An 18,887-nucleotide genomic window follows, 5' to 3' on the forward strand; every position below is an offset into this window, starting at 1 on the left:
TTTTAATAACATTCATTCGCGGCAGAGTCAGTTTTCAACGGCTATAACTTAGTTACCCTGTATGTAAAAAAAATGTTTCATCTTTTCAAACTAGGGATTTCATGTGGATAGTATCCAACTTTCGGTAGTGCATCGCTTGCCGCAAAGTTATCGTTGGCTAACGGGGTTTACCGGCGTCAAGGTTGAACCGATTCCGCTAAGCGGCTTAGACGAAGATAACAACCTGATCGGCCTGAAGCTGCTGAGCCATGACGGCACTGAAGCCTGGCGCGTAATGCAACAGCTCAAAACCTCTCTGCAGGAGATCCAGGTTGACTGCGCGGTGGTGGAATGGGAAGGGCAACCTTGCCTGTTCGTTCATCGCTGCGACGAAAGCGCCACCATGTGCCGGTTAAAAAACGTCGGTGCGGCGATCGCCGAGCCGATGAGCGCACAATATCCCTTCTAGCTACCGCGTTAATCCGCCAACTGCAATAACTGTTGCGTATAATCTGCGGCAGGCGCAGTAAAGATCGCCTGGCAGTCACCCTGTTCCACAACTTCGCCCTGACGCAGTACGATCAGCTGATGACACAGCGAACGTACCACCTGCAAATCATGGCTGATAAACAGATAGGCCAATCGATGACGCTGTTGCAACGTTTTCAGCAGCGTCAGGATCTGTGCCTGCACCGACTTGTCCAGCGACGAGGTCGGTTCGTCGAGGATCAGCAGCCGAGGCTGTAAAATCAGCGCACGGGCAATGGCGATGCGTTGGCGTTGGCCGCCGGAAAACTCGCTCGGATAGCGGTGGCGCAGCGCCGGATCCAGTCCGACCTCCTGCAATGCGGCAATCACTCGTTGTTCACGCTGTTCAGCGTTGAGTTGCTGATGGATTTCCAATCCTTCGGCGACAATCTGCTGCACATTGAGCCGCGGATTGAGCGCCGAATAAGGATCCTGGAATACGATCTGCATCTGGCTACGATAGGGTAGCAGCTGTTTCATATTGAGCTGATGCAATGGTTGGCCATTAAACCAGATGGTACCGCGCGAGGTCAGCAGGCGCAGCAATGCCAGCCCGGTAGTGCTTTTGCCCGATCCCGACTCGCCGACCAGGCCGACGCTTTCCCCCGACTTCAGGCTGAAACTCAGATCTTTCAAGGCGTAATGCTGGCCTACCGTCCGTCGCAGCAGGCCGCGACGAATCGGGAAGCTGACCTGTAGGTTTTCTACCTGCAATAGCGGGGTGGCATCGGCCGGCAGCGGCAGCGGATCGCCGACCTCTTCGGCTGCCAACAGTTGCTGCGTATAGGCATGCCGTGGCGCACTGAACAACCGTTGGCGGCTGTTCTGTTCCACGCACTGTCCCTGTCGCATCACCGCCACGTTGTCTGCCAGGCGACGTACGATGTTCAGATTATGGGTAATAAACAGCAGGCTCATGCCCAGTTCCTGCTTCAGCTCTTTCAGCAGCAGCAGGATTTGTGCCTGGATGGTGACATCCAGCGCGGTGGTTGGCTCATCGGCAATCAGCAGTTTCGGTTGAGTCAATACCGCCATGGCTATCATTACCCGCTGCCGTTCGCCGCCGGAGAGCTGGTGCGGATAATCTTTCAATCGACCTTTGGCATTGCGGATGCCGACCCGATCGAGACATTGGACGATCTCTGCTCGCGTTGCGTCGCGCCGCATGCCACGGTGCAGCATCAGCACTTCTGCCAGCTGCTTTTCGATGGTGTGCAACGGGTTGAGCGACACCATTGGCTCCTGAAAAATCATCGAAATCTGGTTGCCACGTACCTGGCGCAGCTCGGCTTCGCTGGCGTGCAGCAATGAACGCCCGTTGAAATGGATGTCGCCCCCCTGATACACCACCGGCGGCGCAGGCAGCAGGCGCAGCACCGACAGCGCGGTCACGCTTTTGCCCGAGCCGGACTCACCGACCAGCGCCAGCGTTTCGCCGTGTTCAATCTGCAATGAAACGCCGTTGACCACGTTGTTCAGCGCCTCGCCATGGCGAAAAGCGACGCTAAGATCCTGAATCGAGAGCAGGGGGATACTTGCCATATCAATATGCCTTGCCGGGATCGAAGGCGTCGCGCACCGCTTCGCCGATGAAGATTAACAGAGATAGCAGCACCGCCAGCGCCAGAAACGCAGTAATGCCGAGCCAGGGCGCTTGCAGGTTGTTTTTGCCTTGCAACAGCAGTTCGCCGAGCGAAGGTGAGCCGATTGGCAGGCCAAACCCGAGGAAGTCCAGCGACGTCAGCGTGGTGATGGAGCCACACAGAATGAACGGTAAAAAGGTCAGCGTTGCCACCATGGCATTGGGCAGCATATGGCGATGCATGATAGTGCGATCGGGGACGCCCATCGCTCGCGCCGCACGAATGTAATCATGATTACGGGCGCGCAGGAATTCGGCGCGCACCACGCCTACCAGACTCATCCAGCCAAATAGAATGGTAATGGCCAGCAGCCACCAAAAGTTCGGCTGCACGATGCTCGACAGTAGAATAAGCAAAAACAGCGTCGGCATGCCAGACCACACTTCGATAAAACGTTGTCCCCACAGGTCGAGACGGCCACCGTAATAGCCCTGTATCGCACCGACGCAGATGCCGATGACGCTCGACACCAGCGTCAACGCCAGCCCGAACAGCATGGAAATGCGAAAGCCATACAGCACGCGCGCCAGTACGTCACTGCCGTTGCTGTCGGTGCCCAGCAGGTTATGGCGCGAAGGAGCCGACGGGAAGGGCACGTCGGTGGCAAAATTGATGGTAGCGTAGCTGAAGCGGATCGGCGCCCACAGAGCCCAGCCGTGCTGCTCGATCTGGCGGAGAACGAACGGGTCCTGATAATCGGTGGTGGTTTGCAGTTCGCCGCCGAAGGTGGTTTCGCTGTAATCGACCATAAACGGCACCAGCCAGCGACTTTCGTAGCGCACCAGCAGCGGTTTGTCGTTAGCGATCACGTTCGCCGCCAGGCTGAGTACAAATAGCAGCAGGAAAATCCACAGCGACCAATAGCCGCGACGGTTGTTGCGAAAGCGCGCCCAGCGCGCCTGATTGATTGGGCTAAGGCGACTCATTGGCGGGCCTCAAAATCAATGCGCGGATCGACCAGCGTGTAGGTAACATCGCTCAGAATATTCAGCAGCAAGCCAATCAGGGTGAAAATGTACAGCGTACCGAACATCACCGGGTAGTCACGCTGCAGGGTGGCATCGTAGCCCAGCAGGCCGAGGCCGTTGAGGGAAAACATCACTTCTATCAACAGCGAGCCGGTGAAGAACATGCTGATAAAGGTGGCAGGGAAACCGGCGATCACCAGCAGCATCGCATTGCGAAACACGTGGCGATAGAGGATTTTCTGTTCGTCCAGTCCCTTGGCGCGTGCGGTGACCACATACTGTTTACGCACCTCGTCAAGAAAGGCGTTCTTGGTCAGCATGGTCAGCGTGGCAAAGCCGCCGATCGCCGTCGCCAGTACCGGCAGCGTGATATGCCACAGATAATCGGTGATTTTCCCGTACCAGGGTAGGGTGTCGAAATTGCTGGAAACCAGCCCGCGCAATGGGAACCAGTCCAGATAGCTACCGCCGGCGAACACCACGATCAGAATAATGGCGAACAAAAAAGCCGGTATGGCGTAGCCGATGATTATCAGGCTGCTGCTCCAGGTGTCAAAGGCGCTGCCGTTGCGCACTGCCTTGCGAATGCCGAGCGGGATCGACACCAGGTAAATGATCAATGTGCTCCACAGCCCGAGAGTGATCGATACCGGCATGCTCTGGCCGATCAGTTGCATTACCGACGCGCCACGAAACAGGCTGTCGCCGAAATCCAGACGGGCATAGTTCCACAGCATGGTGAAGTAGCGCTCATGTAACGGCTTGTCGAAGCCGTAGCGCTGGGTAATTTCGGCGATCACTTCAGGATCCAGTCCGCGGGATCCACGGTACTGGCTTTCCGGGCGCGCGTGGCCAAGACCGTCACTGACGCCGCCCGCGCCAAAGCCGCTGCTGTGGCCGAGTTCGATGGCGGCAATCGCCTGATCTACCGGCCCGCCGGGGGCGATTTGCACGATAAAGAAGTTGATGGTAATGATGGCCCACAGCGTCGGGATCACCAAAAGCAGTCTGCGAATCAGATAAGCGCCCACCGGTTGCCCCCTATTGCTGCTGAGCCGGCAAACGCGCGGCTTTATTGACGTCGAACCACCAATTGTCTAAGCCGATGTCATAGGCAGGACGGATGGCCGGCAGCGAGAACTTGTCCCAGAAGGCGTAACGGTCGTGGTTGGAGTACCACATCGGCAGCATGTAGTGGTTCCAGGTCAGCACCCGATCGAGCGTTCGGCCGAGCGGCAGCAGGTTTTTTTCATTACCCTGATTTTTGGCGATCTGGGCAATCAGCGCATCCACCGCCGGGTCGCTGACGCCCGGCGTGTTATAGCTCGAATCGATATAGGCGGAACCCCAGTATATCTGGAGATCGGCGCTCGGGAACGGCATCGCCGGATAGACGGTCGACACCATATCGAAGTCGCGGTTACGGACGCGGCGGGTGTACTGACTGGCATCGATTTCACGGATCTCCATGGTGATACCGAGCCGTTGCAGGTTGTGCTGGAACGGCAAAACGTACTGGAAGTTGCTGCCGCTCAGCAGCAATAGCTCAAACACCAACGGTTGGCCGGTTTTGCCGTTGATCAGACGCTGGTCTTTCACTTGCCAGCCGGCCTCTTTCAGCAGTTGGGTCGCCTTCAGCAGGTTTTGCCGATCGTTACCGCTGCCGTCAGAGGTTGGCGGTTGATAAATGGCGGTAAACACCTCCGGCGGCACTTGGCCTTTCAACGGCGCCAGTAGCGCGAGTTCGGCAGCATCCGGATAGCCTTTGGCGGCGTAGGGGGTGTTCTGGAAATAACTGTTGGTGCGTTGATAGGCGTTGTAATACAGCGCCTTGTTCATCCAGTCGAAGTCAAACGCCAGTGAAATGGCTTCACGCACCCGGCGATCGGCAAACTGTGGCCGTTTAATATTGAACGCCAGCCAGCGGGCGTTTTGTGCCGCTTCGTTGGTTTCATCATGCTTGATAATGTAATTGCGGGCAAAGTTGCCCCCCTGGTACTGGGTAGCCCAGCTTTTGGGCGAGCCTTCGGCGCGGAAGTCGTAGGCGCCGGCCTTGAAGGCTTCCAACGCCACCTTGTCATCCAGGTAGTAATCGTAGCGCAGGCTATCAAAATTAAAGCGCCCGCGGTTGACCGGCAGATCGGCCGCCCAGTAATCGCGAACCCGCTGATAGGTAATGTATTGCCCGAGGCGGTAGCTACCGATCTTGTACGGGCCGCTACCAGGCGGCGGCGTGCCGAGCGGCTGGTTCAGCTTGTGCCGTTTCCAGAAGCTTTCGGGCATCACCGGCAGGCTGAGCAGGCTGAGCATCTGTTCGCGATCCGGCTTGGGCAGTTCAATGCGCACCGTCAGGCGCGAAATGGCCTTGACCGTGACGCCCTTATAGTAGGAACGGAACTGCGGTACCCCTTCGGTCATGAATTTGCCAAAGGTGAAGGCCACGTCGCTGGCGGTGATCGGGCTGCCGTCGTGGAAGCGGGCGCGGGCGTTGATATCCAGCTCCATCCAGCGCATGTCTTGCGGATAGCGTGCCGATTCGGCTACCAGCGGGTAATAACTGGCCGGTTCGTCATGCGATTGGGTGAACAGGGAATCGTACAGTTCGCCGGTGCGCTGGCCGGGGACGCCGCGGCTGGCGTAGCGGTTGAAGTTGTCGTAGGTACCGATAGCCGCCAGCCGTACGTTGCCCCCTTTGGGCGCCGCCGGATTGACGTAGTCATAATGGCTGAAGTTGGCAGAGTACTTCGGCTCGCCAAGCAGAGCGAAAGCGTAGCCTTCGTTGATGGCTTCGGCCTGCGAAGCAAAAGTCAGTGCCGAAAGCACCAGAGCAGCAAAAACGCGCATGGACATTTTTACGGTAAGCTCCTGCTGTGTAGTCAATTAAACTGCGCACAGCATAACATTCCCAGCTGTGCCATGAAGTAAAGAAGTTTAAATATTGGGCTCAGCATCGGCCCGGTGCGGATAAACCGCGTTAACGTTGCAAAACTCGACAAACGCCTCAATGCTCAACGGCTTGCTGAAGTAATAACCTTGCATGAAGTTGACGCCGTGCTGGTATAAATAATGACGTTGTTCCGCGGTTTCAACGCCTTCGGCCACGGTTTGCATCCTGAGCTTTTTCGCCAGCGTCAATACCGCATCCAGTACCGGGGCGGTGACCGTGTCCTGACCGATGGTGCTGACGAAGCCACGGTCGATCTTCAGATAGTCCATGCTAAAACGCTCCAGGTAAATCAGCGCGCTGTGCCCAGTGCCGAAGTCATCGATCGCCACCTCGATGCCTTGTCGATGCAGCCAGTCAAACTCCGCCAACGCGCTTTTTTCTTCCAGCATGCCGCGTTCGGTAATTTCAAATACCAGGGTGAAATGGTCTTCAGGCAATTGCGCCAGCAGCGCGCGCACATCCTGATGGAACGACGGGGCGCTGAGGTGATGGGGAGAGAGATTGAGGCCCAGTTTGGCACCGCGCGGCAGTACCGTCGCCAACCGGGGCGCATCTGTGGCAATCAGCGAAAACAGATGACGGGTCAGCGGCACAATCAGGTCTTCGCTTTCCGCGTAGGGGATGAATAAATCCGGCGGGATGCGGCCTTCTATCGGATGCTGCCAGCGAAGCAGGGCCTCCAATCCGGAAACCGCGTTGCTGGCGCTATGCAATACCGGTTGGTATTCGACAAAAAATTCGTTGTGCCTGATAGCGCGCATCAGCGCGCGTTCCGGGCTCTGGCGTAGCATCAGCATGTAATAGCACAACACGCCGATCAGCAGTGACAAGACCAGGCTGCCCAGCACCGTCAGACGTATATCGTTAGGGGTCAACTTTTCGTTATAAAACTGAATGGCCAACGGATAACCGGGAATCGACAGCCGGTAGGAACGGCCGCTCGGCAGTTGATCCAGCGAGAGCAGGTCGGGGCCAAAGGTGGTCAGGGCGCGGTTGCCCATGATGATGGCAATACCGGGCGCTTCTTCATCATGCGAAGTAAACAGCAGGTACGGCAGCAAATCGATATCCAGCGTTGCCAGCACGCCGGTGTTCCCCGCGCCGGGCTGGCGCAGCCATACCGCGACCGCCGGCTTGTCGGGCACCATCGGCGTACCTTGCTGCAATTTGAGGTCGAGTGGCTGATGCCAGTTGAGATCCGGATAAATATCCTTCATTGCCAGCATCATGTCGCCGGTGGCGGAAGAGCAGTAGGCATAGCCGTTCTTGATCAGCAGGAAAGTGCGCACGCCGCTGGTAAATGCGGCCTGATAGGTAATGTCGGCCTGCATGGCCAGACAGGGTTTGTCGGTCAGCGCGGTTAGCTCGCGCATGATGCCGGTCAGGTGGTTAAGGTAATTGACGGTAAACTTCTGCGTCCGCTGCTCCACCAGACGCTGGTATTGCGCGCGCTGATGATCGATTAAAAATAGCGTCACCGAGATAAACAGCAGAAAAAAAACCAGGGCGGCAATAGCACTTTTAACCAGGCTGCGTTGTCGGTGTGAGACGTGGCGCGCGAATGCTCTTTTCAAGCCCATAAACCTGCCCCCTGAGCATGGCATAACAGTCTGTTTTTATTATAGCGACAGCTTTTACTATATCTCATCAACCGCGATCTGATCATTTTGCCGGCAGCAGCTAGGCGCACTTCAAGTAACGCATCACCACGTCTACCGTCATTTGGCGGTAATAGGCCAGCTTTTCTTCTGCAGAGCGGTTGCCTTCGAACAAGGTGTCGAAGGTGTACTGGTTCGCGGCATAGTGAAAACAGAGTGAACTGATCACCCGGTGCAGATCGCGCGCATTCACTTGCGGGTCGAACAGCATCTGTTGTTTGCCGCGCAGCAGTATTTCCTCCAGCGTGTGTAAGGCGCTGGTATTGAGCATTTTCAGTTTTTCCGACTGGCGGGCATATTGCCCGCGTTGCATATTTTCCAGGCTGACCAGGCGGATAAACGCCGGATGGGCGGCGTGATAGGTGAAACTGGCTTCAACCAACCGCTGCATTGCCGCTTTCGGCTCCACCGTGGCCAGATTAAGCGCGATTTCATCCTGGCGAATATGGGCATAGGCATATTCCAGCACGGCAATATATAAAGACTCTTTATTTTTAAAATGATAGACCACCATGCGCTTGGTGGTTTCAGCTTGCTCTGCAATCCGTTCCAGTCGCGCGCCCTTCAGGCCGGCCTCGGAAAACTCGATCAGGGCGCTTTCGAAGATACGCTGTTTCAGGCCTTCAGGATCGTTTTTACGTGTGCCTTTCGGGGATGTTTCGCGGGTAGCGCTCAAAGTCGGCTCCATTACCTGGCGGATTCAGTAAACTGAAATCTTGTCACAATTTAAAAGCAGACGGTAGAAAGTGCAAATTTAACCGGCATATAGCAGAAAAAACGCCGCCTACAAGGGGCGGCGCTAGTTCGTTCGTTTGGGATTCTGGACTTCGGACGGGTTGCGACTTAGCTGCTGGTGAGCACTCGCCGCGCTTCGCGATAACGTTTATTCCAATAGTTATCGGTCAGCTTCGATATCATCACGCCGCTGCTGGTAGAGGCATGAACGAATTGATCGTTACCCAGGTAGATGCCGACATGACGTCCGGTTGAACCCGCGCGGAACAGCACCAGATCGCCAGGGCGCAATTTGGTTCGCTGAATCTTCTTGCCGACGTCTTCCTGACCATAGGTCGAGCGCGGCAGATCCATACCAAACTGTTCGCGGAACGTTCGCTGTACAAACGCCGAGCAATCGATGCCACGCTTGGTTTCACCGCCTAAACGGTAGCGAACGCCTTTCCAGTCAGCATACTGGTCCATAATTTTTGACTTGATGTCAACATTACGCACCATCGCTTCGAATTCATCCTGAGACGCTTGCAGTAAAAGACCGTTTTTGTCATTAACTGCATGCGTCTCAGTTTGTGCGTTATCCAAGTTCGATGTGTGAGTAGTACTACATGCGGAGAGCAGAACCGCTGCCGCAACGGCAGGTACCAACCGCAAAACATATCTCAGAAAAGGTTGAGATGTGACCATTGTTATTGTTATCCCTTGAAGTCCTTAACGACGGATGTCGCTATCAGAAAATGCCAAACGAAACGAGACTAGTCTGCTGCTGGTTCACCGACAATCAGTTACCGCTGAAAATGTGCTGGAACGCACAGTTTTCCTTGGTTTCTTACTGAAAGGCAGTAAACCAGATATAAACGTTGTTGAGATTACCGGAACGAATAGGGGATTGCGAGCCTTTTTCGGTGCTTTTTAATATAAAATATCGATGTAACATAATGTAAATATTCATATAAAAAAACAAAGCCGATTCTGTCGGTAATTTGCCGGAATTCGGGCGGTGAAAGAGGAGGGCAGACGGCGGATGCAAATAGCATGGCGCGGGTGAAATCCGCCCGACGGCGGCGCGGCCTTCAGGCGGTCATAACGGTCTCTTATGGCTATTGCGGGCGATTTTTCCCGGGGAGTCGGCGATTCAATCCGTTAATCAACGCATCGCTGGCCGGCGTCATCAGCCACCAACTGGCACCAACCAGCACCACTGACAGGGAGCCGACGGCAATATCGGTAAACCAGTGCGCACCTATCATCACGCGCGGCAATGAAAACACTACGGTAATCAGCATGGCGCAGGCAAACGCCCAAACGTTAAAGTAACGCAGCATAAAGCAGGCAAAAATCATCAGCATCATGCCGTGATCGCCAGGGAAACTGTCCCACGAAGCATCTTTGGTGGGGATACCGGTCAATTCGCTAACGCGATTGACGTGTTCAAAGCTGACCGACGGGCTGGGGTGTTTTACCGGCAACAGATGTCCCAACTGGTTGAGCACCACCGCCGTCAGTAACATCACAATGCCGGTCACCAACAGCCGACGGCGCCCGGCGGCGTCTTGTTTGAGGAAGAAATAGAGATACAGCAGCCCCATGGCGATCAGCGAAATGCCGTCGAAGGCGCGGTTATTGGTGATTGCCACCAGATGCAAAAACGCCGGGTCGCTCGCCAGATGACGATTAAAGAAGAAGAAAATTGCCGAGTCCAGCGCAAACCACTGGCCGTGATTCGCCGGCAAGTACCAGGATAAAAACAGTGCGATGCCCAGGATATTGAGCAGCAGGATGAACGGTAAATTGCGGCGCGTCATGAAATAACCTGTATCTATAGTCTAAAAACGGGAACAACGGTAAAACCATTAACTTAAACGAATCTTAAACAGATCGGATTGCAGCGCATTCCAATCTGCATCGGCGCTGTGGATCAGTTCAATACGGCTGTCGAGAGGGGCGCCCGGGCGGGTTTCGATGCTGAAATCCTGCCCTTGACGGTTTACCAGCAGCGTGCCTTCATTAATACGTACCACCGCTTTGGCGCGGTCGACCGGCGCCAGCCGCACCCATTCCATCATGCCGATGGTGTCAAATTCGGTGTCGCCGTCAAAAATCCAGCCGCAGGCGGTATAACCCTGTCCCTGATTCAGCGCACGGCGCCAGCGGCTGTTTTCCGGCAGACGCAGTGCCGCCAAACCCTGGCTTTTGCCGTGCGTATGATGATGCTGCGCATCCGGCAATGCTGTGCTATTTGTGCGGGGGCGGTCGAGCAGTTCCACCGCCAATCGGCCGTGCTCGATGCGCAATAGCGGGCGCTCGCCGGCAAACTGCGCTTGCCAGTCCTGTAATGCCTCAACATCCTGCGGCTGCCAGGTATCGCTTTTATTGGCGATGATAATGTCGGCTGCCGCCAGTTGATCACGAAAATTCTCGTTTTCCGTGTAGCGGGCATCGCTAAGCTGACGCGGATCCAGCAGGCACAGCGTGGCGCGCAAATCAATCCAGCCGCCATAGGTTTCCTGTGTCAGCAACGACAGGATCTGCTTCGGATGCCCGAGACCGGTGGGCTCAATCAATAAACGATCGGGTTTGGACTGTTGCAACAGCATGTTCAACCCGACCTGCATCGGCAATCCATTCACGCAGCACATGCATCCGCCCGGGATCTCTTTCAAAACGGCTCCGCTGTCGGCCAGCAAGGCACCATCGATACCGATTTCGCCAAATTCATTCACCAGCACCGCCCAGCGCTCATTTTCGGGTTTGTTCGCCAACAGGTGACGGATGGTGGTGGTTTTGCCGCTGCCGAGGAAACCGGTGATCAGGTTGGTTTTTGTCATGGATATCATCCTGATGTTAATGGATTTAACATATTAATAAATAAGGTTAATTGTGCGTTTTATCAGCGCCAGAGCGGCCAGCGTGTTGCGCGTCACAAATATGACAGATAAAGATGCCGCTTTCTGGCGTAGAAATCCATCTTACGTTACAAGAAAAATCCTATTAAAAACCATGTATTAGGAGGGGGGCTGTTTGTTATTAGCTTGTTTTTACGCGGTTAATTACCCGATTACTCAACCAATATACTGCCTTACCTTGCGATTATTCTTAGGAAGATCCTCTATGTTTAAATTGGCTTAATTAAAAGTGAGGTTGCCATGAAGACCCGTCGGTTTATCACGATAGTAGGACTTGCAGTTTCATGGATAGCAGGCAGCCATGCCGAAACCAACGGCGGAGTGATTTATTTCTCCGGCGCCATTGCGGAAAGCCCTTGCACGTTTTCCGTCACTGATTCAACCGCCAATACGCAATGTTATCGCAACGGACGACACTATCAAAGCCAGCAGCACACCCTGCCACACTTCGATACCACCCGCAAAAACCTTCCACTTAATTTGGGTTCGACAGAAATGAACTGGGTGAACCAACAACAAAAACTGGCCGTCATGACGGTAGTCTATCGTTAATTCCTTACGCCATGCCGGGTGTGAGTAGCCCGGCATGGCGGCATAGACCGGCTTACGCCTGGTTAACCCAGTCCTGTACCGTCTGGCGGGCACCCCGATCGCGTAGTGACAGGTAGGCTTGGGTCACCGAGGCAATAAAACGTTGATCCTGTGGCAACTGCTTGCCAAACACATTGCTCAGCGCCAGCAGCGCCTGAACCCGGCTTTCATCATCCGGCGTGGTACTGACCACCTGTTGCAGGCTGTTGAGCAGCGGATCGCGGATATCAATGACATTGCCAGCATCGTCAATGCCGCCAACATAGCGCATCCAGCCAGCCACCCCCAACGCCAGACCGGAGAAGCTGCCGCCGTGCTGCAAATGCCAACGCACCGAATCCAGCAGGCGTTGCGGCAGTTTTTGCGTGCCGTCCATGGCGATTTGCCAGGTGCGATGCTGCAAGGCCGGATTGCTGTAGCGCGCGATCAGTTGATCGGCGTAGGCGGCCAGATCGATGCCGCTTACGCTCAGCGTCGGCGCCTGTTCTGCCAGCATCAGACGGTGAGCAGCCTGCCGGTAGTGAACATCCGCCATGCAGTCGTTGATGTATTGATAACCGCCGAGATAACCGAGGTAAGCCAGGAACGAGTGGCTGCCGTTCAGCATACGCAGCTTCATTTGTTCAAACGGAAGCACGTCGTCCACCAACTGCGCGCCGGCCACTTGCCAATCCGGGCGTCCGGCGACAAAGTTGTCTTCCACTACCCACTGAATGAACGGTTCGCAGGCGATGGCGCATTCATCACGCACTCCGCCGAGCGCAGTGGCGATTTCATCCAGCGTTTCAGGCGTGGCGGCCGGCACGATACGGTCCACCATGGTGCTGGGGAAGGTGACGTGGCTGGCGATCCAGTCGGCCAATGCGGCGTCGCGGGCCTGCGCCAGCCCGATGACCGCATTGCGTACCACGTGGCCGTTTTCCGGAATATTGTCGCATGACAACACGGTAAACGCCGGTAGCCCACGTTGTCGGCGCAGATGCAGCGCTTCAACCAAAATGCCCGGCACGCTGCTCGGCTGTGCCGGATTGGCCAGATCGTCACGGATGGCCTGATGCTGCAAATCCAGTTGGCCGCTGCCGGGTTCGATGCAGTAGCCTTTTTCGGTAATGGTCATCGAAACAATCGCCACCTGCGGCTCCGCCAGCTTCGCCAGCACCGCGTCGATGCCTTCCAGCTTGCGGTGCACGCTTTCATGCACTGCGCCGATGATGATGGCCTGATTGCCGTCGGCGCCTTTCTCCAGCACCGTATAGCAGTGCGCTTGCTGGCGTAGTGCTTCAAACAGCTTGTCGCCGCCGTATTGGCTGATCTCGCATAGCCCCCAATCGCCACCCTGGCGTTCAAGCACCCGATCGGTCAACAGCGCCTGATGAGCGCGATGAAATGCACCAAAGCCGATATGCACAATGCGGCTGCGCAACGCGCTGCGATCGTAAGTGGGCTGCCGTACGTTGGCGGGAAGCGGCTGGTTGGCGATAGTCTTCATGCAAAGCTCCATAGCAAGGTAAAGGATTCGGGGTGCCGGCAAAAGTTATCAGACCAGTTGGCCGATCGGTATACGCTGAGTTTCACGCTAGCCAGCATATATCTGTCCACTTAGCGCCGCTGAATGTTGTATCCAAAATAGATTGGAAGCGTGAGGTGGATCAACCAAATAACGATTCTGTTTTGACAGCGTGCTGCGAAGGAGTAAGGTTAAAGCTGAATGATATCTATCGCAAGTTGGTATAACAGCATTGTCTTAAATGTGCGATCTGCCTCACCACTGCGCAGTCAATAACCCTAAAAGGATAACGGTATGGAACAAACGTGGCGTTGGTACGGGCCGAATGACCCGGTTTCTCTTGATGATGTCCGCCAGGCCGGGGCTACCGGAGTCGTCACCGCTCTGCATCACATTGCCAACGGTCAGGTTTGGCCGGTCGAAGAGATCAGGGCGCGCCAGGCGCAGCTGGCTGAAAAAGGGCTGGTATGGTCGGTGGTGGAAAGCATCCCGGTGCATGAAGAGATCAAGACCCACAGCGGCGACTATCAACGGCATATCAGCAACTATCAGCAGTCGCTGCGTAATCTGGCAACGTGTGGCATTGATACCGTATGCTACAACTTTATGCCGATCCTCGACTGGACGCGTACCGATCTGGAATACACCCTGCCGGATGGATCAAAAGCGCTACGCTTCGATCAGATCGCGTTCGCGGCGTTCGATCTGCATATTTTGCAGCGCGCCGGGGCAGAGCAAGATTACAGCCAACAGGAGCAGGAACAGGCGGCGGCATATTTCAAGGCGATGAGTGAGGCGGAAATCGCCAGGCTGACCGGTAACATCATTGCCGGTCTGCCGGGCGCTGAAGAGGGCTATACGCTCGATCAGTTCCGTGCGCGACTGGCAGAGTATGACGCCATCGACAAAGCGCAACTGCGCGAAAATATGGCCTATTTCCTGCGTGCTATCGTACCGGTAGCCGAAGAGTCAGGCATACGGCTGGCGGTACACCCGGACGATCCGCCGCGGCCAATTCTCGGTCTGCCACGCATCGTTTCCACCATTGAAGACATGCAGTGGCTGAAGAGCACCGTCGACAGCATTCACAACGGATTTACCATGTGTACCGGCTCGTATGGCGTACGTGCCGATAACGATCTGGTGAAAATGATCGAAACCTTCGGCGATCGTATTCATTTCACCCACTTGCGTGCCACCTGTCGCGAAGAAAACCCGAAAACCTTCCACGAGGGCGCCCACCTGCACGGCGATGTCGATATGGTGGCGGTGATTGAGGCGATCCTCAGCGAAGAGCAGCGCCGTCTGCGCGCAGGGGATCGCCGACCGATCCCGATGCGTCCGGATCATGGTCATCAGATGCTGGATGACTTGAAGAAGAAAACCAACCCGGGCTATTCGGCGATTGGGCGGTTGAAGGGGTTAGCGGAAATTCGCGGCGTCGAGCTGGCACTCAAGCGGCGCTTCTTCCCGGATTTGTTGCCATAGACGGCACCCAAGCTCAGTGGAATTCACGCTGCGGCCAGGCGGCCAGTGCACGGATCCCCAGCAGCTGACATAAGTCGGTAACTGGGGTAAACGTACGCCGCCGGCAACGCGGCAGCGTGAATGACGAGGGGCTAGTCTGCGCGGCTCATGTAGCGGCGTTCGGCAATATGGATCCGGATCTTGTCACCGGTGCTGAGGTATTCCGGTACGTGGATCACCAGGCCGGTTGCCATGGTCGCCGGCTTGTTGCGTGCGCTGGCTGAGGCACCCTTGATGCCTGGTGCGGTTTCCACAATTTCCATATCCACGGTTTGCGGCAGTTCCAGCGCCAATACCTGGCCGTCCAGCGTCAGAACCTGCATGCCTGGCAGACCCGCTTCAGGAATAAACAGCAGTTCCTCTTCGATCTGCTCTTTCTTGAAGATGTATGGGGTGTAGTCCTCTTCGTCCATAAAGACGTATTCTTCGCCATCGATGTACGAGAAGGTAACTTTGCGGCGTGACAGCGAAATGGTATCGAGAATATCGTCGCCTTTAAAGCGCTCTTCGACCTTCAAACCGGTGCGCACGTCCGAAAACCGCATTTTGTATAGCGTACTGGCGCCACGGGCGCTTGGGCTCTGCACGTCGATGTCTTTCACCAGCAGCAGTTTGCCGTTGTAGCTGATCGCCATGCCGCGTTTGATTTCGTTAGCTCTTGCCATAAAAATAACCTGTCAGTAAGGATCCGGGGAAAGTTGCGACAAATTACTCGCGCCGCGTGATTCAGGCAAGCGCAACGCGTGAAAACATGGCGCAAATCGGCTTTCGGGGCAGCAGGCGGGGGCCGAGCGGGTGGCTCCGCCCGCCGATATGTCGGGTTAGCCAAACACCGGCAGCACGCCGAACAGCGCCAGCAGGTGGGCGACGGCGTTGATCAGGCCAAACAGGATGATGAACAACACCATTCCCTGACCGCCGGGAGCCCGGTAACGGGCATTGGCAAAGCGGCGACGGCTGGCGCGCGCCATCAATGCTGGCACGATAACCGCCCAGATGGTGGCCGCCAGACCGGCAAAACCGATGGCGTACAGAAAACCGTTCGGCAACAGCAACGCGGCCAGGGTTGGCGGAGCGAAGGTAACCAGCGCAGTCTTGCTGCGGCCGGTAGCGTCATCGCTGAATTTGAAAAAATCGGCGATATAGTCGAACAGACCAAGCGACACGCCAAGAAACGAGCTGGCCAATGCCATATAAGAGAAGGCGTTGAGCAGTTGGCTGACGGTCTGGCTGCTGGAGACGTTACCCATCTGCTTGAGCAGGCTGCCGATATTGCCGCCTTCGGCGATCACCTGTTTAAAGGCGTCACGCGCAATGTTGCCCTGAATCACATACTGCCACAGGATGTAAATCGCCAGTGCCAGCAGCGTGCCGTACACCAGGCTGCGCACCACCGCGCCGCTGTCCTTTTGGTAGTATTTCACCAATCCTGGCACGTTGCCGTGGTAGCCGAACGAGGTCAGCAGATAGGGCAGCGCGGCCAGCGCATAAGGCAGGTAATGCGCGTCGCTGTCGCGTTGGTTCAACAGGGTCGCCGTTTGCACATGGCTGAACATATCGCCGACCGACATCACAAAGGTAATGACCATACCGCCGATCAAAATGGTGCTCAGACGATCCACCGCGCGGGTCGACAGCCAGACGATAAACGCCACCACGGCGGCAAATAGCAGGCCGGCACTGGTCTGACCAACGTTGCCGAGCGTATGGGCGATGATCGAGCCACCGGCAGAAATATAGGCATAGGTGAGGATATACAGCACAAAGGCGATGGAAATGCCATTGATGGCGTTCCAGCCTTTGCCGAGCAGGTCTTTGACCACGGTATGGAAACTGGCGCCCGCCGGATAATGCAGCGTGGCTTCCAGGATCATCAGGCCGGAAATCAGCATGCAAGCCCAGGTATACACCAGCAACGCGATCGAACCGCTGAACCACACGCCAGAAGTAACAATGGGGATCGAAAACATGCCGGCACCGACGGCGGTACCGGCAATGATCATCGCGCCACCGATAACCGATGGGCGAGAAAGCTTCTGGATGGTGTCCGTGGACATGCGGGCTCCTGAATGACCGATGTGGTCGTGAGTTCTTTTGTACTAGCTTGATGGTACGCGTTGGGCTGATGCATGTAAAGCGCTTATTGTGCATAAACGGCGCACTAAACCAGCTAGCGGTGCCGTTTTTTAGCGAAACAGGGGAGGGGAAGCTGGCAATCGTTGATGGCCGGCGGACCGGCGGCTGGCATAGTGGTACGATTGTGCTGGCGGTGTCGGTACGCGACTGCTATTGTCGCGCTTCAATTCCGCCAGCCCACCGGGAGACTCGCTGATGGACTGCCGTCCCGACTGCGGCGCATGCTGCATCGCGCCTTCGATATCCAGCCCTATCCCCGGCATGCCGAACGGCAAACCGGCCAATACCCGCTGCATTCATCTTGATGAACAGCTGCGCTGTGGCCTGTTCCATTCACCGTTACGGCCAAAGGTCTGCGGCAGCCTGCAGGCCAGCCGCGAAATGTGCCATGACCGCCGTGATGAGGCGCTGATCTATCTGGCCAGGCTGGAAGCGGACACCGCGCCGTAAGCCGTCAGGCGTCCTTTAATTTCCACAGGCACAGCGCTGCACCGATCACCATGGCCACCGCCGAATAAAACACGGCGTGGTAATTCCAGATTTCCGCCACCGAACCGGCTATTGAACCGGCGATGATCCAGCCTACGCGTGTGGTGTTGGTGAACAGCGTGGTGGCAGCGCCGGCCTGACCAGGCATCAGATCCTGAAAATACAGCATGCCAATCCCCGCCAGTACGCCAATAAAAACCGCGTTGAGCAATTGCAGCGCTATCAGTTGCCAACTGCCGCTAATAAACAGCAGCGCGACATAAAACAGCAAGCCGCCGATCGTCGCAGCGCGCATCAGAGCGCGTTTGCCAACGCGTTTTGCCACCATGCCGGCCAGCAGCATGATGGGGATTTCCAGGCCGGCGGCGGTGCCCATCAGGATACCGGCCAGTTTCTCGGATAGCTGTAATTCATGTACCACATATAGCGGCATATTGATCAGGTACATGCCGTTGGCGGTCCACATACAGGTACAGGCAATAAACAGCAGCAGCGTATCGCGGCGGTTCTGGCGCGGCGCTTCCAGCACCGTGCCGGGCGTCGGCGCGCTTTTGCGCATTGACGGCAGCAGCCTCCATACCAACGCGCCGCAGACGATAAACGCAGCGGCGGCGGCCAGGTACATGAACTTAAAGCCAAAACCCAACGCCAGTGCAAAGGCGACCGGCGGGCCAACCACCCATGCCAGCGAAACCTGCGTACGTAGAATCGAGCTGAACATCACCGCTTCCCGACCGGTGCGCTCGGCATGTTCGCGCGCCAGGGCAAACATTTGCGGGTTGGCGGTAGAGCCAAAACTGCTCAAAACGACACCGACCAGCAACAGCAGATAATAGTTACGGTTCCAGGCGAACAGCACGCAACCCAGAGCGCCAAGCATGCAGCAGAGGAAAATCAGCGATTTGCGGTCGCCTTTTTGATCCGAGCGTCGGGCCAGATACTGGCTGACCAAAATACCTATTACCGCACTGCCGGTGAAGAACAGCCCGATCATGGTTGGCCGTACGTTGACTTCGGTCGACAAAAACAGGCTCAGCGTCGGTGTTTGCAGTGCCCCGGCAATCCCGGTAAGAAAAGCCACGACCAGGAAAGCCAACGAAGTGAGGTCGGGCAAGCGCCGCGTTAGCGCAGGAGTAGTTTGCATAAGTGCTTAATAAATGGCTGGAAGGAAAGTCGCGCGTATAATACGCCTGTTTAAAAAAAACAAAAACCAGTTTCATTGCGGGCGGGGGCAAAACGCACGCAGACATAAAAAAGCAGGGCGGTGCTGGTCATC

17 protein-coding genes are annotated in these 18,887 nt (G+C 56.1%); 4 read left to right on the plus strand and 13 right to left on the minus strand.

Features of this window, described 5'->3' with window-relative positions:
- Nucleotides 1–103 precede the first annotated feature (103 nt).
- Entirely contained in the window at nucleotides 104–448 is a 345-nt protein-coding gene (locus NYE85_RS12000; RefSeq protein WP_259004983.1) for a YejG family protein, read from the plus strand.
- 8 nt (nucleotides 449–456) lie between these two features.
- Here NYE85_RS12000 and yejF read toward each other — a convergent pair whose 3' ends face one another.
- From yejF to NYE85_RS12045, 9 genes are all read right to left on the minus strand, one after another.
- On the minus strand, nucleotides 457–2,049 hold the full coding sequence (gene yejF, locus NYE85_RS12005) for a microcin C ABC transporter ATP-binding protein YejF (RefSeq protein WP_259004984.1): 1,593 nt from the start codon (nucleotides 2,047–2,049) through the stop codon (nucleotides 457–459).
- A gap of 1 nt (nucleotide 2,050) precedes the next feature.
- On the minus strand, nucleotides 2,051–3,076 hold the full coding sequence (locus NYE85_RS12010) for an ABC transporter permease (RefSeq protein WP_259004985.1): 1,026 nt from the start codon (nucleotides 3,074–3,076) through the stop codon (nucleotides 2,051–2,053).
- The gene (locus NYE85_RS12015; protein WP_259004986.1) at nucleotides 3,073–4,149 is read right to left on the minus strand and encodes a microcin C ABC transporter permease YejB; all 1,077 of its coding nucleotides are present in this window, start codon (nucleotides 4,147–4,149) and stop codon (nucleotides 3,073–3,075) included. The genes NYE85_RS12010 and NYE85_RS12015 overlap by 4 nt, the downstream gene beginning before the upstream one ends.
- 10 nt (nucleotides 4,150–4,159) lie before the next feature.
- Entirely contained in the window at nucleotides 4,160–5,968 is a 1,809-nt protein-coding gene (locus tag NYE85_RS12020) for an extracellular solute-binding protein (RefSeq protein ID WP_259004988.1), read from the minus strand.
- A gap of 81 nt (nucleotides 5,969–6,049) precedes the next feature.
- Nucleotides 6,050–7,645, minus strand: a complete 1,596-nt coding sequence (locus NYE85_RS12025) for a cyclic di-GMP phosphodiesterase (RefSeq protein WP_259004989.1) — start codon at nucleotides 7,643–7,645, stop codon at nucleotides 6,050–6,052.
- A 100-nt stretch (nucleotides 7,646–7,745) separates the two neighbouring features.
- Nucleotides 7,746–8,411 carry a TetR family transcriptional regulator gene (locus tag NYE85_RS12030; protein WP_259004990.1) on the minus strand — a complete coding sequence of 222 codons (666 nt, stop codon included), beginning with the start codon at nucleotides 8,409–8,411 and terminating at the stop codon, nucleotides 7,746–7,748.
- Between the two features lie 155 nt (nucleotides 8,412–8,566).
- Nucleotides 8,567–9,142 carry a bifunctional murein DD-endopeptidase/murein LD-carboxypeptidase gene (mepS, locus tag NYE85_RS12035; RefSeq protein WP_259004992.1) on the minus strand — a complete coding sequence of 192 codons (576 nt, stop codon included), beginning with the start codon at nucleotides 9,140–9,142 and terminating at the stop codon, nucleotides 8,567–8,569.
- Nucleotides 9,143–9,555: 413 nt separating this feature from the next.
- Nucleotides 9,556–10,260: a phosphatase PAP2 family protein gene (locus tag NYE85_RS12040; protein ID WP_259004993.1), complete on the minus strand. Its 705-nt coding sequence runs from the start codon at nucleotides 10,258–10,260 to the stop codon at nucleotides 9,556–9,558.
- Between the two features lie 48 nt (nucleotides 10,261–10,308).
- A complete protein-coding gene (locus NYE85_RS12045) occupies nucleotides 10,309–11,283 on the minus strand; it encodes a GTP-binding protein (RefSeq protein WP_259004994.1) in 975 nt (324 codons plus the stop codon).
- Between the two features lie 318 nt (nucleotides 11,284–11,601).
- On the opposite strand from NYE85_RS12045, the gene NYE85_RS12050 reads away from it, so the two are divergent.
- Nucleotides 11,602–11,913: a type 1 fimbrial protein gene (locus tag NYE85_RS12050; protein ID WP_259004996.1), complete on the plus strand. Its 312-nt coding sequence runs from the start codon at nucleotides 11,602–11,604 to the stop codon at nucleotides 11,911–11,913.
- Nucleotides 11,914–11,965: 52 nt separating this feature from the next.
- Here NYE85_RS12050 and NYE85_RS12055 read toward each other — a convergent pair whose 3' ends face one another.
- Nucleotides 11,966–13,441 (minus strand): mannitol dehydrogenase family protein, encoded by a 1,476-nt coding sequence (locus tag NYE85_RS12055; protein WP_259004997.1) that lies wholly within the window; start codon nucleotides 13,439–13,441, stop codon nucleotides 11,966–11,968.
- Nucleotides 13,442–13,753: 312 nt separating this feature from the next.
- Between NYE85_RS12055 and uxuA the strand changes: the two genes are divergently transcribed.
- Complete coding sequence (gene uxuA, locus NYE85_RS12060) at nucleotides 13,754–14,947, plus strand: mannonate dehydratase (RefSeq protein WP_259004998.1); 1,194 nt, start codon at nucleotides 13,754–13,756, stop codon at nucleotides 14,945–14,947.
- 131 nt (nucleotides 14,948–15,078) lie between these two features.
- Here uxuA and yeiP read toward each other — a convergent pair whose 3' ends face one another.
- Nucleotides 15,079–15,651, minus strand: coding sequence for an elongation factor P-like protein YeiP (gene yeiP, locus NYE85_RS12065; protein WP_004960762.1), 573 nt, complete (start codon nucleotides 15,649–15,651; stop codon nucleotides 15,079–15,081).
- A gap of 156 nt (nucleotides 15,652–15,807) precedes the next feature.
- On the minus strand, nucleotides 15,808–17,043 hold the full coding sequence (gene mtr, locus NYE85_RS12070) for a tryptophan permease (RefSeq protein WP_259004999.1): 1,236 nt from the start codon (nucleotides 17,041–17,043) through the stop codon (nucleotides 15,808–15,810).
- Nucleotides 17,044–17,317: 274 nt separating this feature from the next.
- Here mtr and NYE85_RS12075 point away from each other — a divergent pair, with 274 nt between their 5' ends.
- The gene (locus NYE85_RS12075) at nucleotides 17,318–17,572 is read left to right on the plus strand and encodes a YkgJ family cysteine cluster protein (RefSeq protein ID WP_259005000.1); all 255 of its coding nucleotides are present in this window, start codon (nucleotides 17,318–17,320) and stop codon (nucleotides 17,570–17,572) included.
- Nucleotides 17,573–17,576: 4 nt separating this feature from the next.
- On the opposite strand, the gene NYE85_RS12080 is transcribed toward NYE85_RS12075, so the two are convergent.
- Nucleotides 17,577–18,755 carry a sugar efflux transporter gene (locus NYE85_RS12080; RefSeq protein ID WP_259005001.1) on the minus strand — a complete coding sequence of 393 codons (1,179 nt, stop codon included), beginning with the start codon at nucleotides 18,753–18,755 and terminating at the stop codon, nucleotides 17,577–17,579.
- Nucleotides 18,756–18,887: the final 132 nt, after the last annotated feature.

The sequence above is a fragment of the Serratia sp. AKBS12 genome, assembly GCF_024793895.1.
In the GTDB taxonomy this organism is placed as follows: Bacteria; Pseudomonadota; Gammaproteobacteria; order Enterobacterales; family Enterobacteriaceae; genus Serratia_F.